Origin of the sequence: Bradyrhizobium sp. UNPF46, from assembly GCF_006658625.1 — a bacterium.
In the GTDB taxonomy this organism is placed as follows: Bacteria; Pseudomonadota; Alphaproteobacteria; order Rhizobiales; family Xanthobacteraceae; genus Bradyrhizobium; species Bradyrhizobium nitroreducens.
Map to the genome: position 1 here is coordinate 1 of NZ_LFJB01000040.1, position 21,784 is coordinate 21,784.

The following is a 21,784-nucleotide window of genomic DNA, read 5'->3' on the forward strand; positions in this document are numbered from 1 at the left end:
GCGCCGCCGCCTCGGCGGGCTCCTCGGAGAAGACGTTGTCCAGGCCCGTATCCAGGGTCTGCTCGATCTCGGCGCGGGTGCCGAGATCCTTGCTCATCCATTCTTCCTGGCCCGGCTCGAACGCCTCGCCCGGACCGCCGCCCGGCTCGTCGCTATGGCCGCCGCCGAAATCGTCGCTATCGCTGTACTGGCCAGCCTCGGCCGGGGCCTCGCCCGCGGGGGCCTCGTCGTTGGCCCGCTCCAGCAGCGGGTTCCGCTCGAGCTCCTCCTCCACGAAGGTCGTGAGATCGAGATTGGACAATTGCAGCAGCTTGATCGCCTGCATCAGCTGCGGCGTCATGACCAGCGACTGCGATTGCCGGAACTCTAATCTCTGCGTAAGCGCCATGAAGCAAGAACCGTTCCCAAAAATTTGGTCCGATTTTTGCTTATCCTAGTCCGGGCCCGATGTACACGTCTTGACGAAACGCAAAAACGGGCTAGAGGCGGAATTCCTCGCCAAGGTAAAGGCGGCGCACGTCCGGATCGGCGACGATCTCATCCGGACTCCCCTCGGTCAGGATCTCCCCGGCATAGACGATATAGGCGCGATCGGTGAGACCGAGCGTCTCGCGCACATTGTGGTCGGTGATGAGCACGCCGATGCCGCGATTGGTGAGATGGCGGACGAGGTCCTGGATGTCGCCGACCGCGATCGGGTCGATGCCGGCGAAGGGCTCGTCCAGCAGCATGTAGTTCGGCCGGGTCGCCAGCGCACGTGCGATCTCGACGCGGCGACGCTCGCCGCCTGACAGCGCGATCGACGGCGATTTGCGCAGGCGGGTGATGTTGAACTCGTCGAGCAGGGAATCGAGCTGCTCCTCGCGCTTCTTGCGCGAGGGCTCCACCACTTCGAGCACGGCGCGGATGTTCTGCTCGACGGTGAGGCCGCGGAAGATCGAGGCCTCCTGCGGCAGATAGCCGATCCCGAGTCGCGCGCGCTGGTACATCGGCAGCTTGGTGACGTCGTGGCCGTCGAGCTCGATCGCGCCGCGGTCGGCCTTGATCAGGCCGGTGATCATGTAGAACACGGTGGTCTTGCCGGCGCCGTTCGGGCCGAGCAGGCCGACCGCTTCGCCGCGGCGCACATAGATGCTGACACCGCGCACCACCTGGCGGCTGCCATAGGCCTTTTCCACGCTATGCACAGCTAGGAAGCCCGGCCGCTTCAGGAGCTGAGGCCCGCCGTCGCCATTCGACCTGGCGGCGTTCCTCAAGGGGTGGACGGCCTGCGGACGCGGCTCGGTCTGATAGTCGGCCTGGTAGTCGCCTTGATAGTCACCCTGGAACTGGCCGGACGCCTGCATCGCCTGGTCGCGCGCCATCGGCGTCGCGTCCCTGATCGGGCTGGCTACCAGCCCACCGACGCTGTCACCGAGCGCAGTGATGTCCTGACGCGCAAATCCTGGCCGGCCGCGCTTGGCGGGGCGCCGACGGAACATGCTGAAAAGATCGACCATCCCCGCCTTCTAGCCTTTCGCGACGATCCCGCGCGAATTCGCGCGGTCTGCCGCACCGGCCTTTCGATGAGCCGACGCAGCATGAGTGAAGGGATGTCTCATGCCCAGTGAAACACGCCCGAAAAGCGGCGGTCCCCGCTTCGAAAGCCCTGCGCGCTAGATACAGTCTCGCCGGCCAAGCTTCAACCTCGGTTCGGGAGCTCTTTATCCAAGCTTTTGATTTTACTTCGGTTTACTTGCGCCGGGCAGCTGCAGAGGCGGCGCGCCGCCAGGCTTGCCCGAACCGCAATCATTGCCGGCACCCTGCGGCAGCAGGACCTGAACCCGGCCGCTGTCCGATTCCACGCGCGACACACCGGTCGTCATGTCGACCTTCAGCCGGTCGCCCCGCATCACGTTCTTGCATTGCGTCAGGACCACCGGGCCCGAGCCGCCGAGCATGGTGATGAGATTGGTCTTGGTGTCGAACACGGCGGTCTCGCCGGTCACCACCTGGTCCTTCTGGGTGACCACGACGTTGCCGTGCGCCTCCAGCCGCTTGATCGAGGAGCTGCCGCCGGGGCCCGGCTGCGCCGACTGCATCGGCGCGCCCTTGGTCGCCTCCTTTGTCCCCTTGGCCGCAGGCTGGGGCGTGGCCGGCTTGTCACCGCCACCCGATTCGTAGAACACCACCAGCGTCTTCGAGGTCATGGTGGTGTCGCCCTGGATGACCTTCACATTGCCGGAGAAGGTCGCCTCCTTCTTCTTGTCGTGCATCTCGAGCGCGGCGGCCTCGATCTGGATCGGCTGGTCGCGGTTCTGCGAGAAGCCCTGCATCGCGTTTGGCACGCTTGCCGAGCTCTGTGCGCGCGCTGCGCCGGATGCAAGCAGCACAAGGCCGGCGACGAGCGCGAGCTTGCCGACGACAGTGTCCCGCGGAAAAGACTTCATCATGAAAATCACTTTGAATTGGCAGACTTGTTCTGAGGCGTACGCGTCTTCACGGGCGGCGCAGGCTCGACCGGCGCAGGCTGCGCGGCGGCCGGCTCGTCCAGCTTGTCCAGATGCATCACCACATTGCCTTCGAAACGGATGACGTTGCCGCCTTCGGTGATGCGCAGGCGGTCCGCGGTCAGCGTGCCGTTGGTCAGCTTGACGTCGACACGCTCGTCCGAGGACACCGTGCCCTTGTTCATGTCGACGAAGGCGGAGTTCAGCCGCGCCTCATAACCGGTGGAGGTGCGCAGGAAGATGTCCTTGTGCAGATCGAGCTGCTGCTGCTTGTTGTCGAAGCGGCCGGTGCGGGCATCGAGGAACAGGGTCGATTGATCCTCCATGAGCACCTTGGCGCGCAAATCATTGAGATCGACATGATCGGGATCAGTGATGTCCTGCGTCGCGGTCTTGGCCCAGAGCTCGTAGGGCCGCTGATCCGGCGTGAAGCCGGACAGATGCGGCGATTCCATCGTGATCTTGGTGCCCGACACCACCATGTTTTCGACGGTGAGCGGCAGCTCCGGCATCCTGAACTTGTTGAAGAACGCGATGTAGATGATCACGGCCATGGCCACGACCACCGTCGCCGGAACCGAGACCCGCAGAATCCGCACCAGGCGGCTGTGACGCGCCGCGCTGGCAAACTTCGCCGCAAGCGCGGCGTCGTAGGTGGGACTGTGGGCCGAATTCACCAGGGCTCCTGAGGTGTCGCTCGCCAGGCCGGGTTGAGGGGCGATCCATTGTACCCGTCATGCCCCCGATTTGCAGCCTCGGACAAACAAGCCTTGGACAAATAAGCCTTGGGCATACCGGGCCTGGACAGGCCGCACGAAAGTGTCCGAAACGGGGCGCAGCCCAAAGTCTAACCGGCGGGTCAGGGCTCAGGAATGCGCGAAAATGTCCTCTTCCTCCCAGCCCTGGAGGTCGAGCAGGGCCCGGGTCGGCAGGAAGTCGAAACAGGCTTTTGCCAGCTGGGTGCGGCCCTCCCGGACCAGCATGGCATCCAACCGTTCGCGCAAGGCATGCAGATGCAGTACGTCGGATGCGGCATAAGCGAGCTGTGGCTCGGTCAGGCTGTCGGAACCCCAGTCGCTGGATTGCTGCTGCTTGGACAGGTCGACATTGAGCACCTCGCGCACGAGGTCTTTCAGACCATGGCGGTCGGTGTAGGTGCGGGTCAGGCGGGAGGCAATCTTGGTGCAATAAATCGGCCCGGTCATGACGCCGAAGGTCTGGTACAGCACCGCGACGTCGAACCGCGCGAAGTGGAAGATCTTGGTGATGGCGGGATTGGCCAGCAGCGCCTTCAGGTTCGGCGCGTCGGTGTGGCCCTTGGGGATCTGCACCACGTCGGCGCTGCCGTCGCCGGGCGAGAGCTGCACCACGCAGAGCCGGTCGCGGTGCGGGTTCAGCCCCATGGTCTCGGTGTCGATCGCCACCGCTCCGGTGTAGCGGGACAGGTCGGGCAGGTCGCCGCGGTGCAGGCGTACGGTCATGGCGCTTCAAAACCTCGGGTCGAATCGGTTGCGTCGGCACGATAGCTAATTCGGATTGCCCGCGATGTAGCCATTGCCGGCGGGCCGCGCAAGCACGGGGTTCGGTCAGATCGCCGCCAGCATGATGCAGATCATCGCCGCGACCGTGATGCGACTCGGGCCGTCGCGGAAAGCGTAGAGAATCGGATCGTCGGGCATCTCGCGGCGATGCGCCATCATCAGGGCGCGGCCGAACCAGTAGAGCAGCAGCGGGGTGAGCAGCCACAGCATCCAGGGCCGGCTGTACAGCGGCATCACCGCGGTCGAGGAGACGTAGAGCGAGAACACGGTCACCGCGTTCATCGCGCTCGCAGCCGCCATCGCGGCGATGATTTGCAGATCGGTGATCCTGTAGTCGCGGTTGGAGGGATCGGCGAGCCCTGCGCTCTCGCGCATGCTGAGCTCGCTGAAGCGCTTGATCAGTGCCAGCGAGGTGAACACGAACAACGAGAAGATCAGCAGCCATTCCGACAGCACCACGCCGACGCCGACCGCACCGGCGACGATACGGAGCGTGTAGAGGCCGGCGAGGGTGACGATGTCGACCAGCATCTTGCGCTTGAGCACGAGCGAATAGGCGATCGTGGTGGCGAGATAGGCGCCGAGCACGCCGAGGAACAGCGGCGAGATGCAAACGCCGGCGATGACCGCGAACAGCCACAGCGCGGGGATCGCCGACAGCGCCGAGGAGATCGGCAAGTCGCCGGCCGCGAGCGCGCGATGGCGCTTGGTCGGATGCTGCCGGTCGGCGGCGAGATCGAGCAGATCGTTCATCAGATAGGCGCCCGACGCACAGGCCGAGAACGCCAGGAACGCCAGCAGCGCGGAGCCGAGCGAGGCAAAGTTGAGCTGGTGCGCGGTGATCACGGGCACGAACACCAGCGTGTTCTTGGCGTATTGATAGACGCGCAGCGCCTTGGCCCAGGTCTTCAGGCTCGCACGCCCGCTATTGCGTGCACTAAGGCGCGCGATGAAGGCGCGATCGAAGGGAAGGTCGCCCGCGGCGAGATCGGCCGGCGCAACCACGCCGTCGAAGCCGAGATGCGCGGCGATGCCTGCGGCATGACGGGCGAAGCGATCGGCGACCAGATAGATCTTCTCGCCCCGCGCCCGCGCCGCCAGTGCCTGGTTCAGCACCTCGGAATCGTAGGGCAGATGGGCGTAGTCGATCTCGGCCTTCGCCAGGATGTCGGTGAGCGCCGCCATGCCCGCTCGTCCACCCGCGCCAAAGCGCGCCAGCATCCGGCCGGGGCTGGAGAACAGCGCCTCCATCAGCAATTCGGACCGCAGCAGGCCGCCTTCGAGATCGACGAGAAGCGTCCGCGCCGCCACCCCCGTCGGTGCGGGGGCGCTAGGCTCGTACTGTCGGGCAGGCTGCTCCATCCGAAAACGCTCTTAACTGACGCAAATGACCGGCATCCGGCCGGGGAGCAGGGACATGGATGGCCGCGAGCCTAGGGGGCATTCGCTAAGGGCGGCTTAATCGGGGGGGGCCGCGCAAGCCCGCGCGGTCAGGCGCGCTGGATTTTAGCAAGAACTCCATTCTTATCAGAGTGATAAGAGAGGTACGACCCTGCTCTCACGGCGACTTCTTCTGCGCCGGCGCGGCCGGCCTGGCGGGCGCCGCCTGGGGCTGCGGTTGCGCCGATGCGGCGTCGGGCGTGGCGATGGCGATCGCGAACAGGCGCCATTGCCCGGCGACGATCTGAAAGGTGAGATCGAATTTGATCTGCTGCGGCTGGGTCGGAAAATAGCCCGCAAGCCGCAGCATGCCCTGCGGGTCGAGCGCGGGCGCGTCGGTGAATTGCGGTGCCAGCAATGCAACGCCGTAGAGGTCGAAATTGCGACGCCGCAAATCGAGAAAATTGAGCCCGAGATCGGCGGCGGTGTTGCGCGCCTGGAAATCGGGCGCGGCGAGGTCGCGCAGCACGGTATAATTGCCGGTGCGGTTGGCATCGTTGAGCGTGAGCAGTGTCGAGCGGATCAAATAGAGCGCCTGCTCCAGCGAGACGGGCAGCGACGGCGGCGCGGGAGCCGCGGCCGGCGCTTGCGTCTTCTGTTGAGCCCAGGTGCCGTCGCTTCCGCTCAGCAGCAGCGCCAGTGCCAACGCGGCGCGCACGATCAGTTGCATGGGATTGCCAAAGCCCGCATCACCAGCCGACGCGCATTCCGACGCGGCCCCCTAATCCGCCGCCATTGGTGCCGTAGGTCAGGCCGCCGCTTGCCTGCACGTTCTCGCTGACGCGTAGCGCCGCGCTCATGGAGAGCGCATTGGTGTTCTGGAAGGTACCCCAGTTCATGCTCATCGCGATCTTCTCGGACGGCATCAGCCAGGGCGAGCCGGACATCGCAAAGGCCATGGCGACGCCGTTGATGGCCTTGCCGGTCCTGCCGTCGATTTCGTTGAGGCGGGCATTGATGCCGGCGAGCTGGCTGTTGATGTTTGCGATGTCGCCGGAGCCAGCAAGCCCGAGCGCACTGAGCGAGGTCGCGGCGAGATTGCCGGCCGCATCCGTCGTGACCAGCTGCACCGGTCCGGATTGCGCAGCCGTGCTCGCGGCCGAGGTGAGGCCCGTCATCGTGTAGGTGTTGCTCGCGGTGCCGAACACTTGCTGGTTCGCGCGCGTCGCGGTGGCGCCATTGCCGATCGCGGTCGCGTTCGCGAAGGTCGCCGAGGCACCGTTGCCAAAGGCCGAGGAATTCGCGCCGGTGGCGTTGGAGCCGTTGCCCACCGCGGTGTTCGCGACACCGTTTCCGCTCGCATTGGCGCCGTTTCCGACCGCAATGTTGAAGCTGCCGGTCCCGCTGGCATTGGATTGCGTGCCGTTCGCGATATTGCTCGAATTGGCGCCGTTGGCATTCGCCAGATAGCCGGTCGCGGCGTTGGAGCTGTTGGCGCCAAATGCGTTGGCGGCGTTGCCGGTGGCGACGTTATTGCTTCCGGACCCGCTCGCGTTGGTATTCACGCCGGTCGCGATATTGAAGCTGTTGTCGCCCGTCGCGTTGGAGTTTGGGCCGGTCGCGATGTTAGCGCTGCCGTTGCCGTAGGCGTTGGCGTTGGTCCCCGTCGCGGTGTTGAAGCTGTTGTCGCCGTAAGCCCTGGCGAGAAACCCGTTCGCAACATTTCTGCTGTTGTTGCCGGAGGCATTGGAACTGCGCCCTGTCGCAACGTTCCTGCTGTTGTCTCCGTTGGCGAGGGCTGTCAGCCCGGACGCAAGATTGCCGCTGTTGTTGCCACTGGCGTTGGCTCCGGCGCCGGTCGCGATATTGTTGCTGTTGTCGCCGCTGGCTTGCGCGTTGTTACCGGACGCGATGTTCTTGCTGGTGTCACCGCTGGCGATGGCTCCCGCTCCGGTCGCGCTGTTGAAGCTGTTGTTGCCGCTGGCGTTGGCATTGTTTCCGGTCGCCATATTGGAGCTGCTGTGGCCGCTGGCGTTGGCGGAACCGACGGCAATATTGCTGCTGGCATTTCCGTCAGCGTAAGCGCCGCTCCCGATCGCGGAGTTGTTGCTGCCCGCACCCGGAGCGGAGGCGGAGGGCCCACAGGCAAAATTGCCCGCTGAGCCGGCCGCACTGGCGCCTTGCTCGGACGCGGCCCCATCCACGCAGATGAACTGGGCCCGGGCTTGCGGCGCGCCGGCGCAGGCCGCGACGACGGCAATGAGCGCCGTTGCAAGACAAACGGTGACTCGCTTCCGCGGTGAAATCATCATGTCGGTTCCCCCGTCTCCCAAACCCGCAACCGGCAAGAAGAAGAATGAAGACCGCCGTCACTTCCAGTCCCAGCCCGTCACCACGCCAATGCATTTGACGCCTTCGCGACAAAGCACGCGGCCCAGGGTTTTGGGAAGACGCATGATGCGCAAAGGCCTGCGCGGCATCGCGTCCTCCCATATTCATGGGGGCCCGCCCGATGCCGGCTTCTCAGTCAGCGCACTCCTTTTCGCGAGGAGGGGACCGTCGGCGGAGGGCCCGGATGTTGCATGGAACCCACAGCGGCGCCCGAACTGCCCGATTCGGCCGAGCCAACGGCGCGCGCCCCGTGGAATTCATGCTGGTCCACCCTATCTGCCAGTTTCCCTCCCCTCACCCTGAATCAGGTGCCCATGACCGAACAGACGCTCGCCGCGCCGATCGACGACCCATCGGAACGCCAGCGCGGCTTCTCGCGCTACCAGGCGCTCCTCATCGCGCTGCTCGCGTTCACGCAATTCACGATCATCCTCGATTTCATCATCATGTCGCCGCTCGGCGCCATCCTGATGCCTGCGCTCAACATCACGGCGACGCAATTCGGCGTCGCGGTGTCGGCCTACGCGTTCAGTGCAGGTCTGTCGGGCATCCTCGCCGCCGGCTTCGCTGACCGCTTCGATCGCAAGCGGATCCTGCTGTTCTTCTATGTCGGCTTCACGCTCGGCACGATGCTGTGCGCCGCCGCGCCGAACTACCATGTGCTGCTGATGGGCCGGATCGTGACGGGCCTGTTCGGCGGCGTGATCGGCTCGGTCGTGCTCGCCATCGTCACCGATCTGTTCCCGCTCAACATGCGCGGCCGCGTGATGGGATTCATCCAGACCGCGTTCGCGGCGAGCCAGGTGCTCGGCATTCCCGCCGGACTGTTTCTCGCCAATCACTGGAGCTGGCATATCTGCTTCATCGCGATCGTCATCGTGTCGATCGTCGCGATCGCCGTCATCGCCTTCGCCATGGAGCCGGTCGATGCGCATCTGAAGCTGAAGCAGGACAGAAACCCGTTCCACCATCTGATCGCGACCGTTGCACAGCCGCGCTACACCCTGGCGTTCGCCGTCACGACGCTGCTGGCGACGGGCGGATACATGCTGATGCCGTTCTCCAGCGCCTTCACCGTGAACAATCTCGGCATCGACATGGCGCATCTGCCGACGATCTATCTCGTCTCCGGCCTGTTCAGCATCGTCACGGGGCCCCTGGTCGGCCGGGCCAGCGATGCCTTCGGCAAATACCCGACCTTCGTGTTCGGCTGCGTGATGACCGTGATCATGGTGCTGATCTACACTCATCTCGGCCACGTCACGCTCGCGACCGCGATCACCGTCAACGTGCTGATGTTCGTCGGCATCTTCTCGCGCATGATCCCGTCGCAGGCGCTGATATCGGCGATCCCCGACCCCAGTCAGCGCGGCTCGTTCAGCGCGGTCAGCGCCTCGCTGCAGCAGCTCTCCGGCGGGCTCGGCTCGGTGCTGGCGGCTGCGATCGTCGCGCAGGGACCGGACGGCTCGCTGCTCCATTTCGAGCAGATCGGCTACGTCGTGGTCACCACGACGCTCGTCACGCTGATCGCGATGTATTTCGTGCAGAAGGAGGTGGCGGACCGGGCGGGGAAGAGCGTGGTGTGAGGCGCGAGCGTCCGGTTCGGCGCGACGGAAGCACCGCCTGCTACGCGCGCCCACCGGCCAGCATTTCAAGCTGCTCGTGAAGCTGGGCAGAGAAATACGGCTTGGGGATGAACTGCGCTCCGGGCGGGATGTCGGCGGCGGCCGGGCTGACCTGTCCTGACGTAATCAGAAGCAGCACGGGTGGCCACCGGTGTCTGATCACCTCCGCAAGCCGAAGACCATCCATCGATCCGGGCATCTGAATATCGGTGAAGACGACGGTGATTTCAGGCACGGACTCCAGGAGCTTGACGGCCTCGTCCGCGTCCGCAGCCTCCAGCACGTCGATGCCCATCTGCCGCACCATGTCAATCGCGTTCATGCGGATGAGGAGGTCGTCTTCGACGATCAGGATCACGTCCCTATGCTTACTGAGATTGGACACATATGCTCCAGCATAACCGAGCACAAGTTTTGAATGGGCGCTTCGTTCCGCCGAACATCTTGCGAAGAATTGCGTTGGTCGGAACGGGGCTTCAGGGTTGACCATGGCAATTGACATCAAGGCGGACGTGGATGCCGTCCAGCAGATTGGGGCAGTTCCCAAGATCCTGGATCTGGCGGCACGCGTCACTGGCATGGGCTTCGTTGCCATCGCTCGCGTCACGTCGGATCACTGGGTTTGCTGCGCCGTGCGGGACAGCATTGCCTTCGGCCTCGAGCCAGGCGGAGAGCTGCGTGTCGAGACGACCATCTGCAACGAGATCCGGCAGCACGGCAACACCGTGGTCATCAACGACGTGCAGACCGACGGCGCCTTCCGCGATCACCCGACCCCGGCGATGTATGGATTTCGCAGTTATATCTCCGCTCCCATCATCCTGATCGACGGGTCTGTGTGGGGAACGCTGTGCGCCATCGACCCTACTCCCCGGCAACTTCGCAAGCCTGAAATACTCACCACGTTTCAGCTGCTGGCCGAGCTGATCGCCGCACAGCTCGAACTCAATCAGCGTCTGGAACGAAGCCAGACCGATCTTCACGCCAGCCAGGCCGATCTTGTCGACGAACGCAAGACAGCCGAGCTTCGCGAACAGTTCATCGGCGTCTTGGGACACGATCTGCGCAACCCACTGGCCGCCGTCGATGCGGGCATGCGCATCCTGCTGAAGAATCTCGATACCGGGCGCGCACCCGAAATCGCGCTCGGCGTTCAGAACGCCGTTCATCGCATGGCCGGCATCGTCGAAAACATCATGGACTTCGCGCGAGGCCGCCTCGGTGGAGGCCTGACGATCAGGCGGGACGCGAAGCAGCCGTTGACGCCGGTGCTGGAGCAGATCATCGCCGAGTTCAGGACTGCCTGGCCAAGCGTAAGCATCAATTCAACGATCCGGATCGCCGAGCCCATCAACTGCGATCGCGGCAAGATGGGGCAGCTGTTCTCGAACCTGCTCGGGAATGCGGTCGCGTATGGTGACCGGGGAAGGCCGATCCGGGTTTCTGCCAAGACCTTGGACGGAACGTTCGATCTGACGGTGTCCAACGAAGGGCCGCCCATATCAGAAAAGGCGCTCGCGAATCTCTTCAAGCCATACACGCGCGGCGACCGGCCGAGCCAGCAGGGACTAGGCCTTGGTCTCTACATCGCATCGCAGATCGCCCAGGCCCATGGCGGCAAATTGAGTGCAGTGTCGACGCCGAACGAAACGACATTCTCTTTCGAGATGCCGGTCTAGGCGGGCCGCCGCAACAATTTGATAGGGCTCATCTATCTGGAATTGCTTGGTATCCAGAAACAAATGGTGCCCAGGAAAGGACTCGAACCTTCACGGCCGTTAAGCCACTGGCACCTGAAGCCAGCGCGTCTACCAATTCCACCACCTGGGCATGCCGTTTGGGGCACGGAGGCGGTTACTACGGTTCGGTGACGCCGTTGTCAATTCATGCTTCGAGCCCGGTTCGGGATGCCGATTGCGCATCGCAAACCGGCCCGATACAAGCCTGACAAGACGCACTCTTTTCCGCAGGATATGGCTCCCATGGCATCGAATCTGGAAACTCTCGTCACGGTTTTCGGCGGATCGGGGTTTTTGGGCCGGAATGTCGTCCGGGCTCTGTGCAAGCGCGATTACCGGGTCCGGGTTGCGGTGCGGCGGCCGGAACTCGCCGGATACCTCCAGCCCTCCGGCCGGGTCGGCCAGGTCCACACCGTGCAGGCGAATCTGCGCTATCCGGCCTCGGTCGAGGCGGCGCTGCGTGATTCGCATGTCGTGATCAATCTGGTCGGGATCCTCGCCGAGGGCGGCGAGCAGACCTTCGACGCCGTCCAGGCCAGAGGGGCCGAGACCGTCGCCAAGGCCGCCGCCGCGGCAGGTAGCCGCCTGGTGCATGTCTCGGCGATCGGCGCCGATGCCGAATCACCCTCCCGCTATGCCAGAGCCAAGGCGGCCGGCGAGGCCGCGGTCTTGGCCGCGGTGCCCTCGGCCACGATCTTCCGCCCCTCCGTGGTGTTCGGCCCCGAGGACCAGTTCACCAACCGCTTTGCCGCGCTGGCCCGGATGTCGCCGGTGCTGCCGCTGATCGGCGGCGAGACCAAGATGCAGCCGGTCTATGTCGGCGACGTCGCCACCGCGATCGCGGATGCCGTCGACGGCAAGACCAAGGCGGGCGCCGCTTACGAGCTCGGCGGGCCGGAAGTGCTGACCATGCGCGAGATCATCGAGGCTATCCTCGCCATCACCGACCGCGAGCGCATGCTGATCCCGCTGTCGTTCGGCCTCGCCCGCTTCAAGGCCGCCTTCCTGCAATTCGCACCGGGCGCGTTCAAGCTGACGCCGGACCAGGTCACGCTGCTCGAGCGCGACAATGTCGTATCTGATACGGCCAAGGCGGCCGGGCTGACGCTGGAAGGGCTCGGCATATCAGCCGATTCGCTGGAAGCTATCGCCCCGCAATATCTCTGGCGCTTTCGCGCGGCGGGCCAGTTCCAGCGCATGGGCGTGTGAAGCACCGCTCTCTCCACCGTCATGGCCGGGCTTGACCCGGCCATCCACGCACATCCGCATTTTCAGCAGGACGTGGATGCCCGGGTCAAGCCCGGGCATGACGAGTTTGGGACGAGCCGGGCCAGACAGCAGACCGCCGCGGCGGCAGCCTCAGAACTTCAGCTTCTTGAACACCGCTTCCGGCAGCGCCTTGATGATCAGCATCACGAGGCGCCATTTGCCGCTGACATAGACGACATCCGTCTTCTTCTCGACGGCGGCAAGGATGGCATCGCCAACCACCGGCGCTTCAACGGTGAGCGGGCCGATCAGCTTCATGCCTTCGGTCATCTTGGTGCGGACGAAACCGGGCTTCACGGTGACGACATGGACGCCACCGCGACTGGCACGGGCGCGCAGGCCCGACAGGAAGGCGGAGAAGCCGGCTTTCGCCGAGCCGTAGACATAGTTCGAGGCGCGGCCGCGATCGCCGGCGACGGAGGACACGCCGACGATCGTGCCGCTGCCGCGGGCCAGGAACTTCTCCGCAAACAGACCAAGGATCAATGACGGACCTTCGTAGTTGGAGCGCATGATCGTGGTGGCGTGAGCGAGATCGTTCTCGGCGTTCTCCTGTGTGCCCAGCAGGCCGACGATCGAGATGACGACATCGGGCAGCGCGGGAAGGCCGGCGACGAACCGATCGAACGCGGCGGTGTCGAGCACATCGAATTGATGGAGGCCGACCTCGACATCGTAGCGCGCGCGAAGATCGGCGGCGTCAAGCTGCAGCGCCGCGACGTCGCGGCCTGCGAGCCCGACATCGTATCCACGCTTGGCAAAGGCGCGCGCGGCGGCGCGACCGATATCGGAGGAGCCACCGAGCACCAGGACGGATTTGCGTGACGTCACGGCCTAGACCTCATCAAGCAGACGCTGTGAAAGTTTCGAACGTATGTTGCCGGCGGGATCGAGCGATTTGCGGATCGCGTTGAAGCGCTGCAAGGCAGGATAGCCCGCCGCGAAGGTCGCGCGCGACTGGCGTGCGTCTTTCGCCAGATACAGCCGTCCACCGGCGGCAACGACCAGACGATCGATCTCGTCGAGAAAATTCAGGATGTCGCCCTTGACGGGGAAATCCAGCGCCAGCGTGTAGCCGGGCAGCGGGAACGACAGGATGCCGTCGCCCTGGCCGAGCTTCTTCAGCACGGCGAGGAAAGAAGCATCGCCGCGCCGCGCCACGCGATCGAGGATATCGCCGAGCACGGCACGGGCGTTCGCTTCCGGAATCACGCATTGATGCTGCAGGAAGCCGCGCTTGCCGTAGATGCGATTCCAGTCACCGATGCTGTCGAGCGGAAAGAAATACGGATAGAGCGAGACCACGTGGCTGCCGCCGGCGCGCCGCGCGCCCATGCGGTAGTAGAGCTCGTTGAAGGCACGGACGCTGGTGCGGTTCAGCGCCATCGAGGGCAGGTCGACCGGCACGCTGAGGCCGGAACTCCTGCCGACCGGAAATGCGTCGACGCCTTCCGCCAGCTCGTCCCTGCCCGCGTGCTCGCCCAGATAGATCAGCGAACGACCGAGATCGCGCCCTCGTGCCACGCAGTCGATCCAGGCCACCGAATAGGTCGCGTCGTTGCTCGCCTCGAGTGCGCGCATCGCGGCATCGAGATCGGACGCGGAGATCACCCGCTCGCGGATCCACCCCGTCTCGACCCGCCGCAGCCGCATCGTGGCCTCGAGGATGATGCCGGTCAGGCCCATGCCGCCGACGGTCGCAAAGAAGGCGTCGGAATTCTGCTCGCGCGAGGCCTCGATGACATCGCCCTGCCCGGTGCGCAGCAGGAGGCTGTCGACGTAGCGGCCGAAGCCGCCTTCGCAATGATGGTTCTTGCCGTGGACGTCGGCCGCGATGGCGCCGCCGACCGAGACGAACCGCGTGCCGGGCACGACGAAAGGCAGGAAGCCGCGCGGCCCAAAGGTGTCGATCAGGTCCGACAGGAGAACACCGGCCTCGAGGCGGATGCGGCCGGTGGCCGGATCGAACGACCGGACCCGGTCGAAGCCGGTCATCGCGACGGTCCTGACGGCGCCGATCGCGGCATCGCCATAGGCGCGGCCGCTGCCGCGCGCGACGGTGCCGGCCGAGACAGCCTCGCCGACCGCCGCGAACGAGCGCGGGCGCAGCACATCGCTATCGACGACCGGGAAACGCCCCCAGCCGCTGACGAGGGTCATGGTTTCGGCTCCGCCCGCGGGCCACCCCGCTCCGGACACTGCCTACCGATCAAAAGCTGATATTAGGTTGAAGACGCGGCGGAACGTAGCCCGGATGGAGCGCAGCGTAATCCGGGAATCGTGCCACAAACAATGTCGGCCCCGGATTGCGCTGCGCTCCATCCGGGCTACTGGCTACAGACCTTAAATCTCAATGCCCGAGCGCCAGCGCGATCAGGCCGAGCGTGCCGACGATGACACGCCACCACGCGAACACCACGAAACCGTGCCGGGTGACGTATTCCAGGAACGTCTTGACCACGATGATCGCCGTGATGAACGACACCACGAAGCCGATGGCGACGATGTTCATGTGATCCATCGTCATCTCGGCGCGGTTCTTGTAGAAATCGTAGGCGAACGCGCCGATCATGGTGGGGATGGCGAGGAAGAAGGAAAACTCGGCCGCCGCGCGCTTGTCGGCGCCGAGGAACATCGCGGCGACGATGCTGGCCCCTGAACGCGACACGCCCGGGATCATCGCCACGCATTGCGCGATGCCGATATAGAGATACATCAGCAGCGGGAACCTGGTGGCGTCGTGCTCGCGCGGCTTGAGATCGAGCTTGTCGACCCAGAGCAGGATGGCGCCGCCGACGATCAGCGTGAAGCAGACGACCCAGGGATTGAACAGCACGCTCTTGATGTACTTGCCGGCGACGAGGCCGACGATGACGGCCGGCAGGAATGCCACCAGCACGCCGATGACGAAGCGGCGCGCATAGGCATCGCCCGTAAAGAAGCCGATGACGACATCCCAGAGCTTCCTGAAATACAGCCCGACGATCGCAAGGATCGCACCCAGCTGGATCAGAACCGTAAACGAATCCCAGAACGCGCCTTCGCCGAGGTGGAAGAAGCGCTCCGCGAGCAGCAAATGGCCGGTCGAGGATACGGGAAGGAACTCGGTCACACCCTCGATGATGCCGAGGATCACTGCCCGTATTGCGTCTGACATATTTACGGTCCATTTCGGCTGGAAAAGCGGGGCTCTTCTCGCCTATTCGCCCCCATGCCGCAATCGTAAAATGCGAAATCACGCACTTGCTTCGCGGTTTTGAAGGACTAGTGTGGCGCCGCACAAACATTGATGGATTCTTAAGCACCATCAAATAGTCAAAGGCTTCATGTTTACGCTGTTTCATCATCCGTTCTGTCCGCATTCGCGATTCATCCGCCTGATCGCGGGCGAATACGGGCTCGACCTCAAGCTGGTCGAAGAACGCAGCTGGGAACGGCGCGAGGCATTTCTGCTGCTCAACGCAGCCGGCACGACGCCGGTGTTGCTGGACGACGAGCAGCCGCCGATCCCGGGCGCGGCGATCATCGCCGAATATGTCGACGAGGCCTATGGCGCCGAGATGGGACCCAAGCGCCTGATGCCGGAGACGGTCGCCGAGCGCGTCGAGGTGCGCCGGCTGATGGCCTGGTTCAACGAGAAATTCTTCGAAGAGGTCTCGCACCCACTCGTCACCGAGCGCATCTACAAGCGCTTCATGAGCGAGGAGAATGGCGGCGGACCGCCTTCGGCCGACGTGATGCGCGCGGCCAAGGCCAATGTGCGCTATCATCTGGCCTATATCGGCTGGCTGGCGCAGACGCGTAACTTCCTCGCCGGCGACCGGCTCACTTACGCGGATCTCGCCGCCGCGGCGCATCTCTCGGCGATCGACTATCTGGGCGACGTGCCATGGAGCGAGGACGACGCGGCAAAGGCGTGGTACGCGCGGGTGAAATCCCGTCCGTCGTTCCGTCCGCTGCTGAGCGAATGGCTGGCCGGCGTGCCGGCGTCGCGGACTTACGTGGACCTGGATTTCTGAGCTCCGATCCGGCTGAACTGAAAGCGCAGCTCGAACGCGAGGCGCGCGCGCTCGGCTTCGACTGCATCGGCGTCACCGCACCCGGCACGATCGAGGCGGCCGGAAAGCACTTCCTCGAGTTCATTGCCTCCGGCGGCCATGGCGACATGGACTGGCTCGCGAACCAGCCGGAGCGACGTGTCGATCCGCGCGGGCTGTGGGCCGACGTGCGCTCGGTGATCATGCTCGGCGTCAATTACGGTCCCGACCAGGATCCGCTGGCGGTCCTGCAGCAGCGCACACGCGCGGCGATCTCGGTCTATGCGCAGGGCGACGACTATCACGACCTCATCAAGAAGCGGCTGAAGGCACTGGCGCGCTGGCTGGTCGCGACCGCGCCGTCGGACGTGAAAGTATTCGTCGACACCGCGGCGGTGATGGAGAAGCCGCTGGCGCAGACCGCGGGCCTCGGCTGGCAGGGCAAGCACACCAATCTCGTCTCGCGCGAGTTCGGCTCGTGGCTGTTCCTCGGTGCGATCTACACCACGCTCGAGCTGCCGCGTGACGGCGCGGAGATCGACCATTGCGGCTCGTGCCAGGCCTGCCTCGACATCTGCCCGACATCGGCGTTTCCCGCGCCCTACAAGCTCGATGCGCGGCGCTGCATCTCGTATCTGACCATCGAGAACAAGGGACCGATCCCGCACGAGTTTCGCAAGGCCATCGGCAACCGCATCTATGGCTGCGACGATTGCCTCGCCGCCTGCCCCTGGAACAAATTCGCGCAAGAAGGACGCGAGGTGAAGCTTGCCGCGCGTGACGAATTGCGCGCGCCTGAGCTTGCGGCACTCGCAAGGCTCGACGACGGCGCGTTTCGTGCGCTGTTCACGAAGTCCCCGGTCAAGCGCATCGGCCGCGACCGCTTCCTGCGCAACGTGCTGATTGCGATCGGCAACTCGGGTGAGATCGCGCTGGCGGCCGAGGCAAGGCGACGGCTGGATGATGCGAGCCCGCTGGTGCGCGGCGCCGCAGTGTGGGCGCTGGGGCAGTTGATGTCCCGCGAAGAGTTTGCGGCGATGAAGTCTGCCGCGGCGAGCAGCGAGCACGACGACCACGTGCGCGAGGAGTGGCAGGCCGCTTCCTGACTTGATTTCCCCGCGCGTTTCTTCAATCTCGCACGCATGACAACAGACATGCCTTTCTTCACCCGCGAGGGCGATACATTCCATCCGACGGAAGTGGCGAACGGTCCGTGGGACCCGAAATCGCTGCACGGACGCGTCATCGTCGGCCTGCTCGGCTTTGCCATCGAGGAGCGCCATTCCGGCCCCGAATTCGTGCCGGCGCGGCTCACCGTCGACATGTTTCGGCTGCCGACCATCGACAAGCCGATCGAGGTGACGACGCGCCTGGTGCGCGACGGTCTGCGCATTCGCGTGGTGGAAGCGGAGTTCGTCTCCGGCGGCGTCAGCATGGCGCGCGCCTCGTGCCAATTGCTGCGCAAGACGCAGAATCCCGATGGCAATGTCTGGTCGCCGCCGAACTGGGAGGTGCCGAAGCCGGCCGATATTGCAAAGCCGACCGATCCCAGGCTCGGCATGAACGGCAAATGGACGACGCGGCCAATCGTCGGCCATATGGGCTCGCTCGGACCGCGACGCCTCTGGATGAGCGAGGTCCGCGAGCTCGTTGCGGGCGTTGCGATGACACCGTTCGTCCATGTCGCCGTGGGCGCCGATTTCGCCAGCCCGTTTGCGAACGCCGGCGACAAGGGCCTCGGCTACATCAACAGCGACGTGACGATCTATCTGCACCGCCTGCCGGTGACGAAGTGGATCGGCTTCGACGTGGTAAACCATCAGGCGACCGAGGGCGTCGCGATTGGTGAGTGCTGGCTCTACGACGAAGCGGGCCCGATCGGCACCGCGACGGTTGCCGCGCTGGCGCAGCGCAAGCCGATGGCCAATCCGTCGAAGCGATAGGAGCGCTCCCCTCGTCATTCCGGGGCGCGACGAAGTCGCGAGCCAGGAATCCATCGGGCGGCAGAGTTTGCTGATGAATGGATTCCGGGTTCGCGCCAAGTGGCGCGCCCCGGAATGACGAGAGGAGAGACCTACGCCAGATGCCGCTGCATCTCCGGTCGCACCTTCAGCGCGGCGCCCTGCTTGGCGACGATCTTGGCGATCCGTTCCGGCGCGAACTTCAGGTCGACGAATGCCGGCGCGGTGTTGGCGACCTCGTGATAGCTCGCGATCTTGCCTTCCTTCAGCGTCATGATCGCGACACCCTCGAACATCGCCCGCGCCCCGCTCGCTTCCGGCAGGGTTGATTTGTAGCTGAACGTGTAGCGCGCGTAGAGCGTGGTGCCGTCAGACACGGGATCATGCATGTCCCAGCGGAAGTCGGTCGCCGTGCGATAGAACCAGTCGTCAATCATTTCGGCGATCTTCGCGCGGCCTGCGAAGGCGCCGTAGAAGACGTCGTGATAGACGCCGTCTTCGGTGAACAGCTCGGCAAACGCACGGCCATTGCGCTGCTCGACGGCATCGCAGAACGCGCGCAGCATGGCGGTCGTGGTCATTGGCGTTGCTCCCAATTGTTGTGCCCTCTCCCCTTGTGGGAGAGGGCAGCTCCGCTGGTCGACGCGCATTCACTTGGGTGAGGGGTCGCTTCCGCGAATCGAGCTCGTGGAAAGAACCCCTCATCCGGCGCTGCGCGCCACCTTCCTCCACAAGGGGGGAAGGAAGAAGTCACCCGATCTCCGCCACCGCGGCAAGAATGCGCGCGATGTCCTGCGGGCGGGAGAGGCGGTGGTCGCCATCCTGGATCATGGTCAGCACGACGTCGTCGGCGGGAAGGCGATGCGTCAGCGCGAAGGCGTGCTGCCAGGGCACGTCGGGATCCTGCGCGCCCTGCAGGATGCGGACCGGGCAACCGAGATCGATGGCGCTGCCGAGCACGAGGTGATTGCGCCCCTCCTCGATCAGGTTCCGCGTGATCGGATAGGGCGAACCGTCGCCGTAGTCCGACGGCCGCAGCCAGAAGCCCTTGCTCTCGATCTCCTTCTTCACCGCGGGCGGAAACTTCTTCCACATCAGCTCTTCGGTGAAGTCGGGCGCCGGCGCGATCAGCACGAGGCCAGCCAGCGACCCCTTGCTGGATCGCTTCTTGATCTCGCGCGCGAGCAGCAGCGCCATCCAGCCGCCCATGGATGAACCGATCAGGACCTGCGGACCGTCGCAGAAGCGTTCGAATACCGCGACGCTATCCTCGAGCCAGCTGCCGATGGTGCCGTCGGCGAAATCACCGCCGGATTCGCCGTGGCCGGAATAGTCGAACCGGACCATGGCGCGGCCATGATCCCGGGCCCAGCCATCCAGCGCCACGGCCTTGCCGCCCTGCATGTCCGACTTGAATCCGCCCAACCAGACCAGGCCGGGCCCCGGACCCTTTCCGGCACGGTGGCGCACCGCGATCCTGCGTGCGGACGGTCCCTCGCCCAATTCGATGAAGTCGAGCACGGCATCGGCAATTGCATCGGTCATGGAACGTTTACTCTGGCTTTGCAGTTTGAGCTGTCAGGGGCGCCTCCAGCGAGGCGACCGGACGTGTGTCATTGGCCCTTTGGGACGCTTGCGGAACAGAAGCAAGGTGTCTATGTCGATCAGCGTGCCCAGGCGTGACCAAAATGCCTCGCATTTGAGGGTTTTTCACTTGCCGCACGAGCGACTTGCTTGCCGGCAACCGCATCTTCCTTCAAGATAGCCGCTTCTTTCACAACCTTGGAGAACCACCCATTCGCCGTCCCAATAAAGCCCCGCCCGTTGCCAGCAAAGACGGGCCGCGCATCAATGATGATATTCGCAATGCGCAGATCCAGCTGATCGATCAGACCGGTGACAACAAAGGCACGGTCGAGACCGTCGTCGCCATCCGCATGGCCCAGGAAGCTGGCATGGATCTGGTCGAGATTTCGCCGAATACCAGCCCTCCCGTCTGCAAGATCATGGACTACGGGAAGTATAAGTATTCCGCCCAGAAAAAAGCTGCCGAAGCCCGCAAGCGGCAGAAGATCGTCGAGATCAAGGAGATCAAGCTCCGCCCGATGATCGACGACCACGATTACGACGTGAAGATGCGCGCAATGCAGCGGTTTTTCGAAGAAGGCGACAAGGTCAAGATCACGCTGCGATACCGCGGCCGCGAAATGGCGCACCAGGAGATCGGCACCAAGCTGCTGGACAAGATCAAGACCGACGTGGCCGAGCTCGCCAAGGTCGAGCAGGACGCGCGCTTCGAGGGCCGTCAGGTCGTCATGGTCCTGGCGCCGCGCTGACGGCAGCCGTTTGAGACTTGGAATTCAACGGCCCGTCCGGATCTCCGGCGGGCCGTTTTGTTTTTTGGGCGAGGCGCAAACCGCGGGCGCTGCACCCTCCCACGCGGGGGACGGGGCGCACCACCTTCCCGGCGACTACGTCCGCGTCGCCTGCCAGGTACCGCTGCACTGGTCGCCGGAAATGACGCCCTTCCAGGAGCCGGTACCATTGGCGCCGGCGAGCCGGCCGCCGCCGCTGGCATGGGAGGCGCCGACCGAGACCTGGACGGCGACGGCGCCGCCGCGATTGACCCTGCCGGAGACCCGGCCGCCGCCGGCGGAGGAGACCCGGTTGCCGGTGACGGTGAAGGGGACGCTGTAGCCGGAGCTGCAATTGCCCCGTGTGGTGGCGAAGGTGACGTTCCAGATGCCGTCATAGCCGGCGCCGCGGGCGTCGGCCGTCGATGGCAGCACGGCCGTGGCGAGCACGGCGAGCAGCGCCAGACGGCGCGGGCGAGCAAAATCGGTCAGAGACGAAAGCGATTGGGGGAAATGAGCCATTTTGGTCCTGCTCCAGGCGACAAACTTGGACATGAAGGTAGCAATTCCGAATAGTCGGCGGCCAGGTTCCGCCGGTTCATCGTTGCCAATTCGCCCGTTTCCTGTCATAAGCCCGGCCTTCATCGCCCGGCTGATTAAGGGCTGCCGTGGCGGTGTTTCGTGCGGGCTTTGCGCTTGTTCGCAAAAACCTGAGCACAATCAACGCTCTAACGAGCATTTTTGACGGCCAGCCGCCTTCGCGGGCGGAGTTCTGTGGCCATTAGGAGAGCCAAATGCCCAAGCTGAAGACCAAATCGGGCGCCAAAAAGCGCTTCAAGGTGACTGCCACCGGCAAAGTGATGTTCGCCCATCGCGGCAAGCGTCACGGCATGATCAAGCGGACGAAGAAGCAGATCCGTCAGCTGCGCGGCACCGCCGTGCTGTTCAAGACCGACGGCGACAACGTCAAGAAGTACTTCTTGCCGAACGCCTGATCG

At 64.6% G+C, this 21,784-nt stretch carries 22 protein-coding genes, 1 tRNA gene and 1 pseudogene; 8 read left to right on the forward strand and 16 right to left on the reverse strand.

What is annotated here, in order from left to right; translation table 11 throughout:
* The 8 genes and pseudogenes from UNPF46_RS16235 to UNPF46_RS16270 all read right to left on the reverse strand — a co-directional run.
* A pseudogene (locus tag UNPF46_RS16235) lies at positions 1 to 388 on the reverse strand (RNA polymerase factor sigma-54); the annotation flags it as partial.
* A gap of 91 nt (positions 389 to 479) precedes the next feature.
* Positions 480 to 1,499, reverse strand: a complete 1,020-nt coding sequence (gene lptB / locus UNPF46_RS16240; RefSeq protein ID WP_142250677.1) for an LPS export ABC transporter ATP-binding protein — start codon at positions 1,497 to 1,499, stop codon at positions 480 to 482.
* A 222-nt stretch (positions 1,500 to 1,721) separates the two neighbouring features.
* Positions 1,722 to 2,432, reverse strand: a complete 711-nt coding sequence (locus tag UNPF46_RS16245; RefSeq protein ID WP_174718983.1) for an LptA/OstA family protein — start codon at positions 2,430 to 2,432, stop codon at positions 1,722 to 1,724.
* 5 nt (positions 2,433 to 2,437) lie between these two features.
* Complete coding sequence (gene lptC, locus UNPF46_RS16250) at positions 2,438 to 3,166, reverse strand: LPS export ABC transporter periplasmic protein LptC (protein WP_142250678.1); 729 nt, start codon at positions 3,164 to 3,166, stop codon at positions 2,438 to 2,440.
* A gap of 189 nt (positions 3,167 to 3,355) precedes the next feature.
* The gene (locus UNPF46_RS16255) at positions 3,356 to 3,970 is read right to left on the reverse strand and encodes a ribonuclease D (RefSeq protein WP_100177813.1); all 615 of its coding nucleotides are present in this window, start codon (positions 3,968 to 3,970) and stop codon (positions 3,356 to 3,358) included.
* 105 nt (positions 3,971 to 4,075) lie between these two features.
* Entirely contained in the window at positions 4,076 to 5,392 is a 1,317-nt protein-coding gene (locus tag UNPF46_RS16260; RefSeq protein WP_142250679.1) for a UbiA family prenyltransferase, read from the reverse strand.
* Positions 5,393 to 5,588: 196 nt separating this feature from the next.
* On the reverse strand, positions 5,589 to 6,140 hold the full coding sequence (locus UNPF46_RS16265) for a hypothetical protein (RefSeq protein ID WP_245448361.1): 552 nt from the start codon (positions 6,138 to 6,140) through the stop codon (positions 5,589 to 5,591).
* A 19-nt stretch (positions 6,141 to 6,159) separates the two neighbouring features.
* Positions 6,160 to 7,419: a hypothetical protein gene (locus UNPF46_RS16270; protein ID WP_246668676.1), complete on the reverse strand. Its 1,260-nt coding sequence runs from the start codon at positions 7,417 to 7,419 to the stop codon at positions 6,160 to 6,162.
* Between the two features lie 696 nt (positions 7,420 to 8,115).
* On the opposite strand from UNPF46_RS16270, the gene UNPF46_RS16275 reads away from it, so the two are divergent.
* Positions 8,116 to 9,387, forward strand: a complete 1,272-nt coding sequence (locus UNPF46_RS16275; RefSeq protein ID WP_142250680.1) for an MFS transporter — start codon at positions 8,116 to 8,118, stop codon at positions 9,385 to 9,387.
* A gap of 40 nt (positions 9,388 to 9,427) precedes the next feature.
* On the opposite strand, the gene UNPF46_RS16280 is transcribed toward UNPF46_RS16275, so the two are convergent.
* Positions 9,428 to 9,784: a response regulator gene (locus tag UNPF46_RS16280; RefSeq protein ID WP_246668677.1), complete on the reverse strand. Its 357-nt coding sequence runs from the start codon at positions 9,782 to 9,784 to the stop codon at positions 9,428 to 9,430.
* A 130-nt stretch (positions 9,785 to 9,914) separates the two neighbouring features.
* Between UNPF46_RS16280 and UNPF46_RS16285 the strand changes: the two genes are divergently transcribed.
* Entirely contained in the window at positions 9,915 to 11,105 is a 1,191-nt protein-coding gene (locus UNPF46_RS16285) for a GAF domain-containing sensor histidine kinase (RefSeq protein ID WP_142250682.1), read from the forward strand.
* A gap of 64 nt (positions 11,106 to 11,169) precedes the next feature.
* On the opposite strand, the gene UNPF46_RS16290 is transcribed toward UNPF46_RS16285, so the two are convergent.
* Positions 11,170 to 11,256 (reverse strand) — tRNA-Leu (locus UNPF46_RS16290).
* Between the two features lie 152 nt (positions 11,257 to 11,408).
* Here UNPF46_RS16290 and UNPF46_RS16295 point away from each other — a divergent pair.
* Positions 11,409 to 12,374: a complex I NDUFA9 subunit family protein gene (locus tag UNPF46_RS16295; RefSeq protein WP_100181226.1), complete on the forward strand. Its 966-nt coding sequence runs from the start codon at positions 11,409 to 11,411 to the stop codon at positions 12,372 to 12,374.
* 150 nt (positions 12,375 to 12,524) lie between these two features.
* On the opposite strand, the gene UNPF46_RS16305 is transcribed toward UNPF46_RS16295, so the two are convergent.
* The 3 genes from UNPF46_RS16305 to UNPF46_RS16315 all read right to left on the reverse strand — a co-directional run bounded on the left by UNPF46_RS16305 (position 12,525) and on the right by UNPF46_RS16315 (position 15,591).
* Positions 12,525 to 13,265, reverse strand: coding sequence for an SDR family oxidoreductase (locus UNPF46_RS16305; RefSeq protein ID WP_142250683.1), 741 nt, complete (start codon positions 13,263 to 13,265; stop codon positions 12,525 to 12,527).
* Positions 13,266 to 13,268: 3 nt separating this feature from the next.
* The gene (locus tag UNPF46_RS16310) at positions 13,269 to 14,594 is read right to left on the reverse strand and encodes an FAD-binding oxidoreductase (protein ID WP_142250684.1); all 1,326 of its coding nucleotides are present in this window, start codon (positions 14,592 to 14,594) and stop codon (positions 13,269 to 13,271) included.
* A 190-nt stretch (positions 14,595 to 14,784) separates the two neighbouring features.
* The gene (locus UNPF46_RS16315; RefSeq protein ID WP_142250685.1) at positions 14,785 to 15,591 is read right to left on the reverse strand and encodes an undecaprenyl-diphosphate phosphatase; all 807 of its coding nucleotides are present in this window, start codon (positions 15,589 to 15,591) and stop codon (positions 14,785 to 14,787) included.
* Between the two features lie 169 nt (positions 15,592 to 15,760).
* On the opposite strand from UNPF46_RS16315, the gene UNPF46_RS16320 reads away from it, so the two are divergent.
* Genes UNPF46_RS16320 through UNPF46_RS16330 form a run of 3 tightly spaced genes read left to right on the forward strand, consistent with a single transcriptional unit; the run spans position 15,761 to position 18,414 of the window.
* Complete coding sequence (locus tag UNPF46_RS16320) at positions 15,761 to 16,453, forward strand: glutathione S-transferase family protein (RefSeq protein WP_097663303.1); 693 nt, start codon at positions 15,761 to 15,763, stop codon at positions 16,451 to 16,453.
* Entirely contained in the window at positions 16,402 to 17,577 is a 1,176-nt protein-coding gene (queG, locus tag UNPF46_RS16325; RefSeq protein ID WP_142250686.1) for a tRNA epoxyqueuosine(34) reductase QueG, read from the forward strand. Before UNPF46_RS16320 ends, queG begins: the two co-directional genes overlap by 52 nt.
* Before the next feature lie 48 nt (positions 17,578 to 17,625).
* The gene (locus tag UNPF46_RS16330; protein ID WP_174718984.1) at positions 17,626 to 18,414 is read left to right on the forward strand and encodes an acyl-CoA thioesterase domain-containing protein; all 789 of its coding nucleotides are present in this window, start codon (positions 17,626 to 17,628) and stop codon (positions 18,412 to 18,414) included.
* A 131-nt stretch (positions 18,415 to 18,545) separates the two neighbouring features.
* Here the strand turns inward: UNPF46_RS16330 and UNPF46_RS16335 are convergent, their stop codons facing one another.
* Both UNPF46_RS16335 and UNPF46_RS16340 read right to left on the reverse strand, forming a co-directional pair.
* Complete coding sequence (locus UNPF46_RS16335) at positions 18,546 to 19,013, reverse strand: nuclear transport factor 2 family protein (protein WP_181769963.1); 468 nt, start codon at positions 19,011 to 19,013, stop codon at positions 18,546 to 18,548.
* A 169-nt stretch (positions 19,014 to 19,182) separates the two neighbouring features.
* Positions 19,183 to 19,977: an alpha/beta hydrolase gene (locus UNPF46_RS16340; protein ID WP_142250688.1), complete on the reverse strand. Its 795-nt coding sequence runs from the start codon at positions 19,975 to 19,977 to the stop codon at positions 19,183 to 19,185.
* Between the two features lie 251 nt (positions 19,978 to 20,228).
* On the opposite strand from UNPF46_RS16340, the gene infC reads away from it, so the two are divergent.
* Positions 20,229 to 20,768: a translation initiation factor IF-3 gene (gene infC / locus UNPF46_RS16345; protein WP_082884999.1), complete on the forward strand. Its 540-nt coding sequence runs from the start codon at positions 20,229 to 20,231 to the stop codon at positions 20,766 to 20,768.
* Between the two features lie 135 nt (positions 20,769 to 20,903).
* On the opposite strand, the gene UNPF46_RS16350 is transcribed toward infC, so the two are convergent.
* Positions 20,904 to 21,308, reverse strand: coding sequence for a hypothetical protein (locus UNPF46_RS16350; RefSeq protein WP_142250689.1), 405 nt, complete (start codon positions 21,306 to 21,308; stop codon positions 20,904 to 20,906).
* A gap of 272 nt (positions 21,309 to 21,580) precedes the next feature.
* Here UNPF46_RS16350 and rpmI point away from each other — a divergent pair, with 272 nt between their 5' ends.
* The gene (gene rpmI / locus UNPF46_RS16355) at positions 21,581 to 21,781 is read left to right on the forward strand and encodes a 50S ribosomal protein L35 (protein ID WP_008143958.1); all 201 of its coding nucleotides are present in this window, start codon (positions 21,581 to 21,583) and stop codon (positions 21,779 to 21,781) included.
* The last annotated feature ends 3 nt before the right edge of the window (positions 21,782 to 21,784 follow it).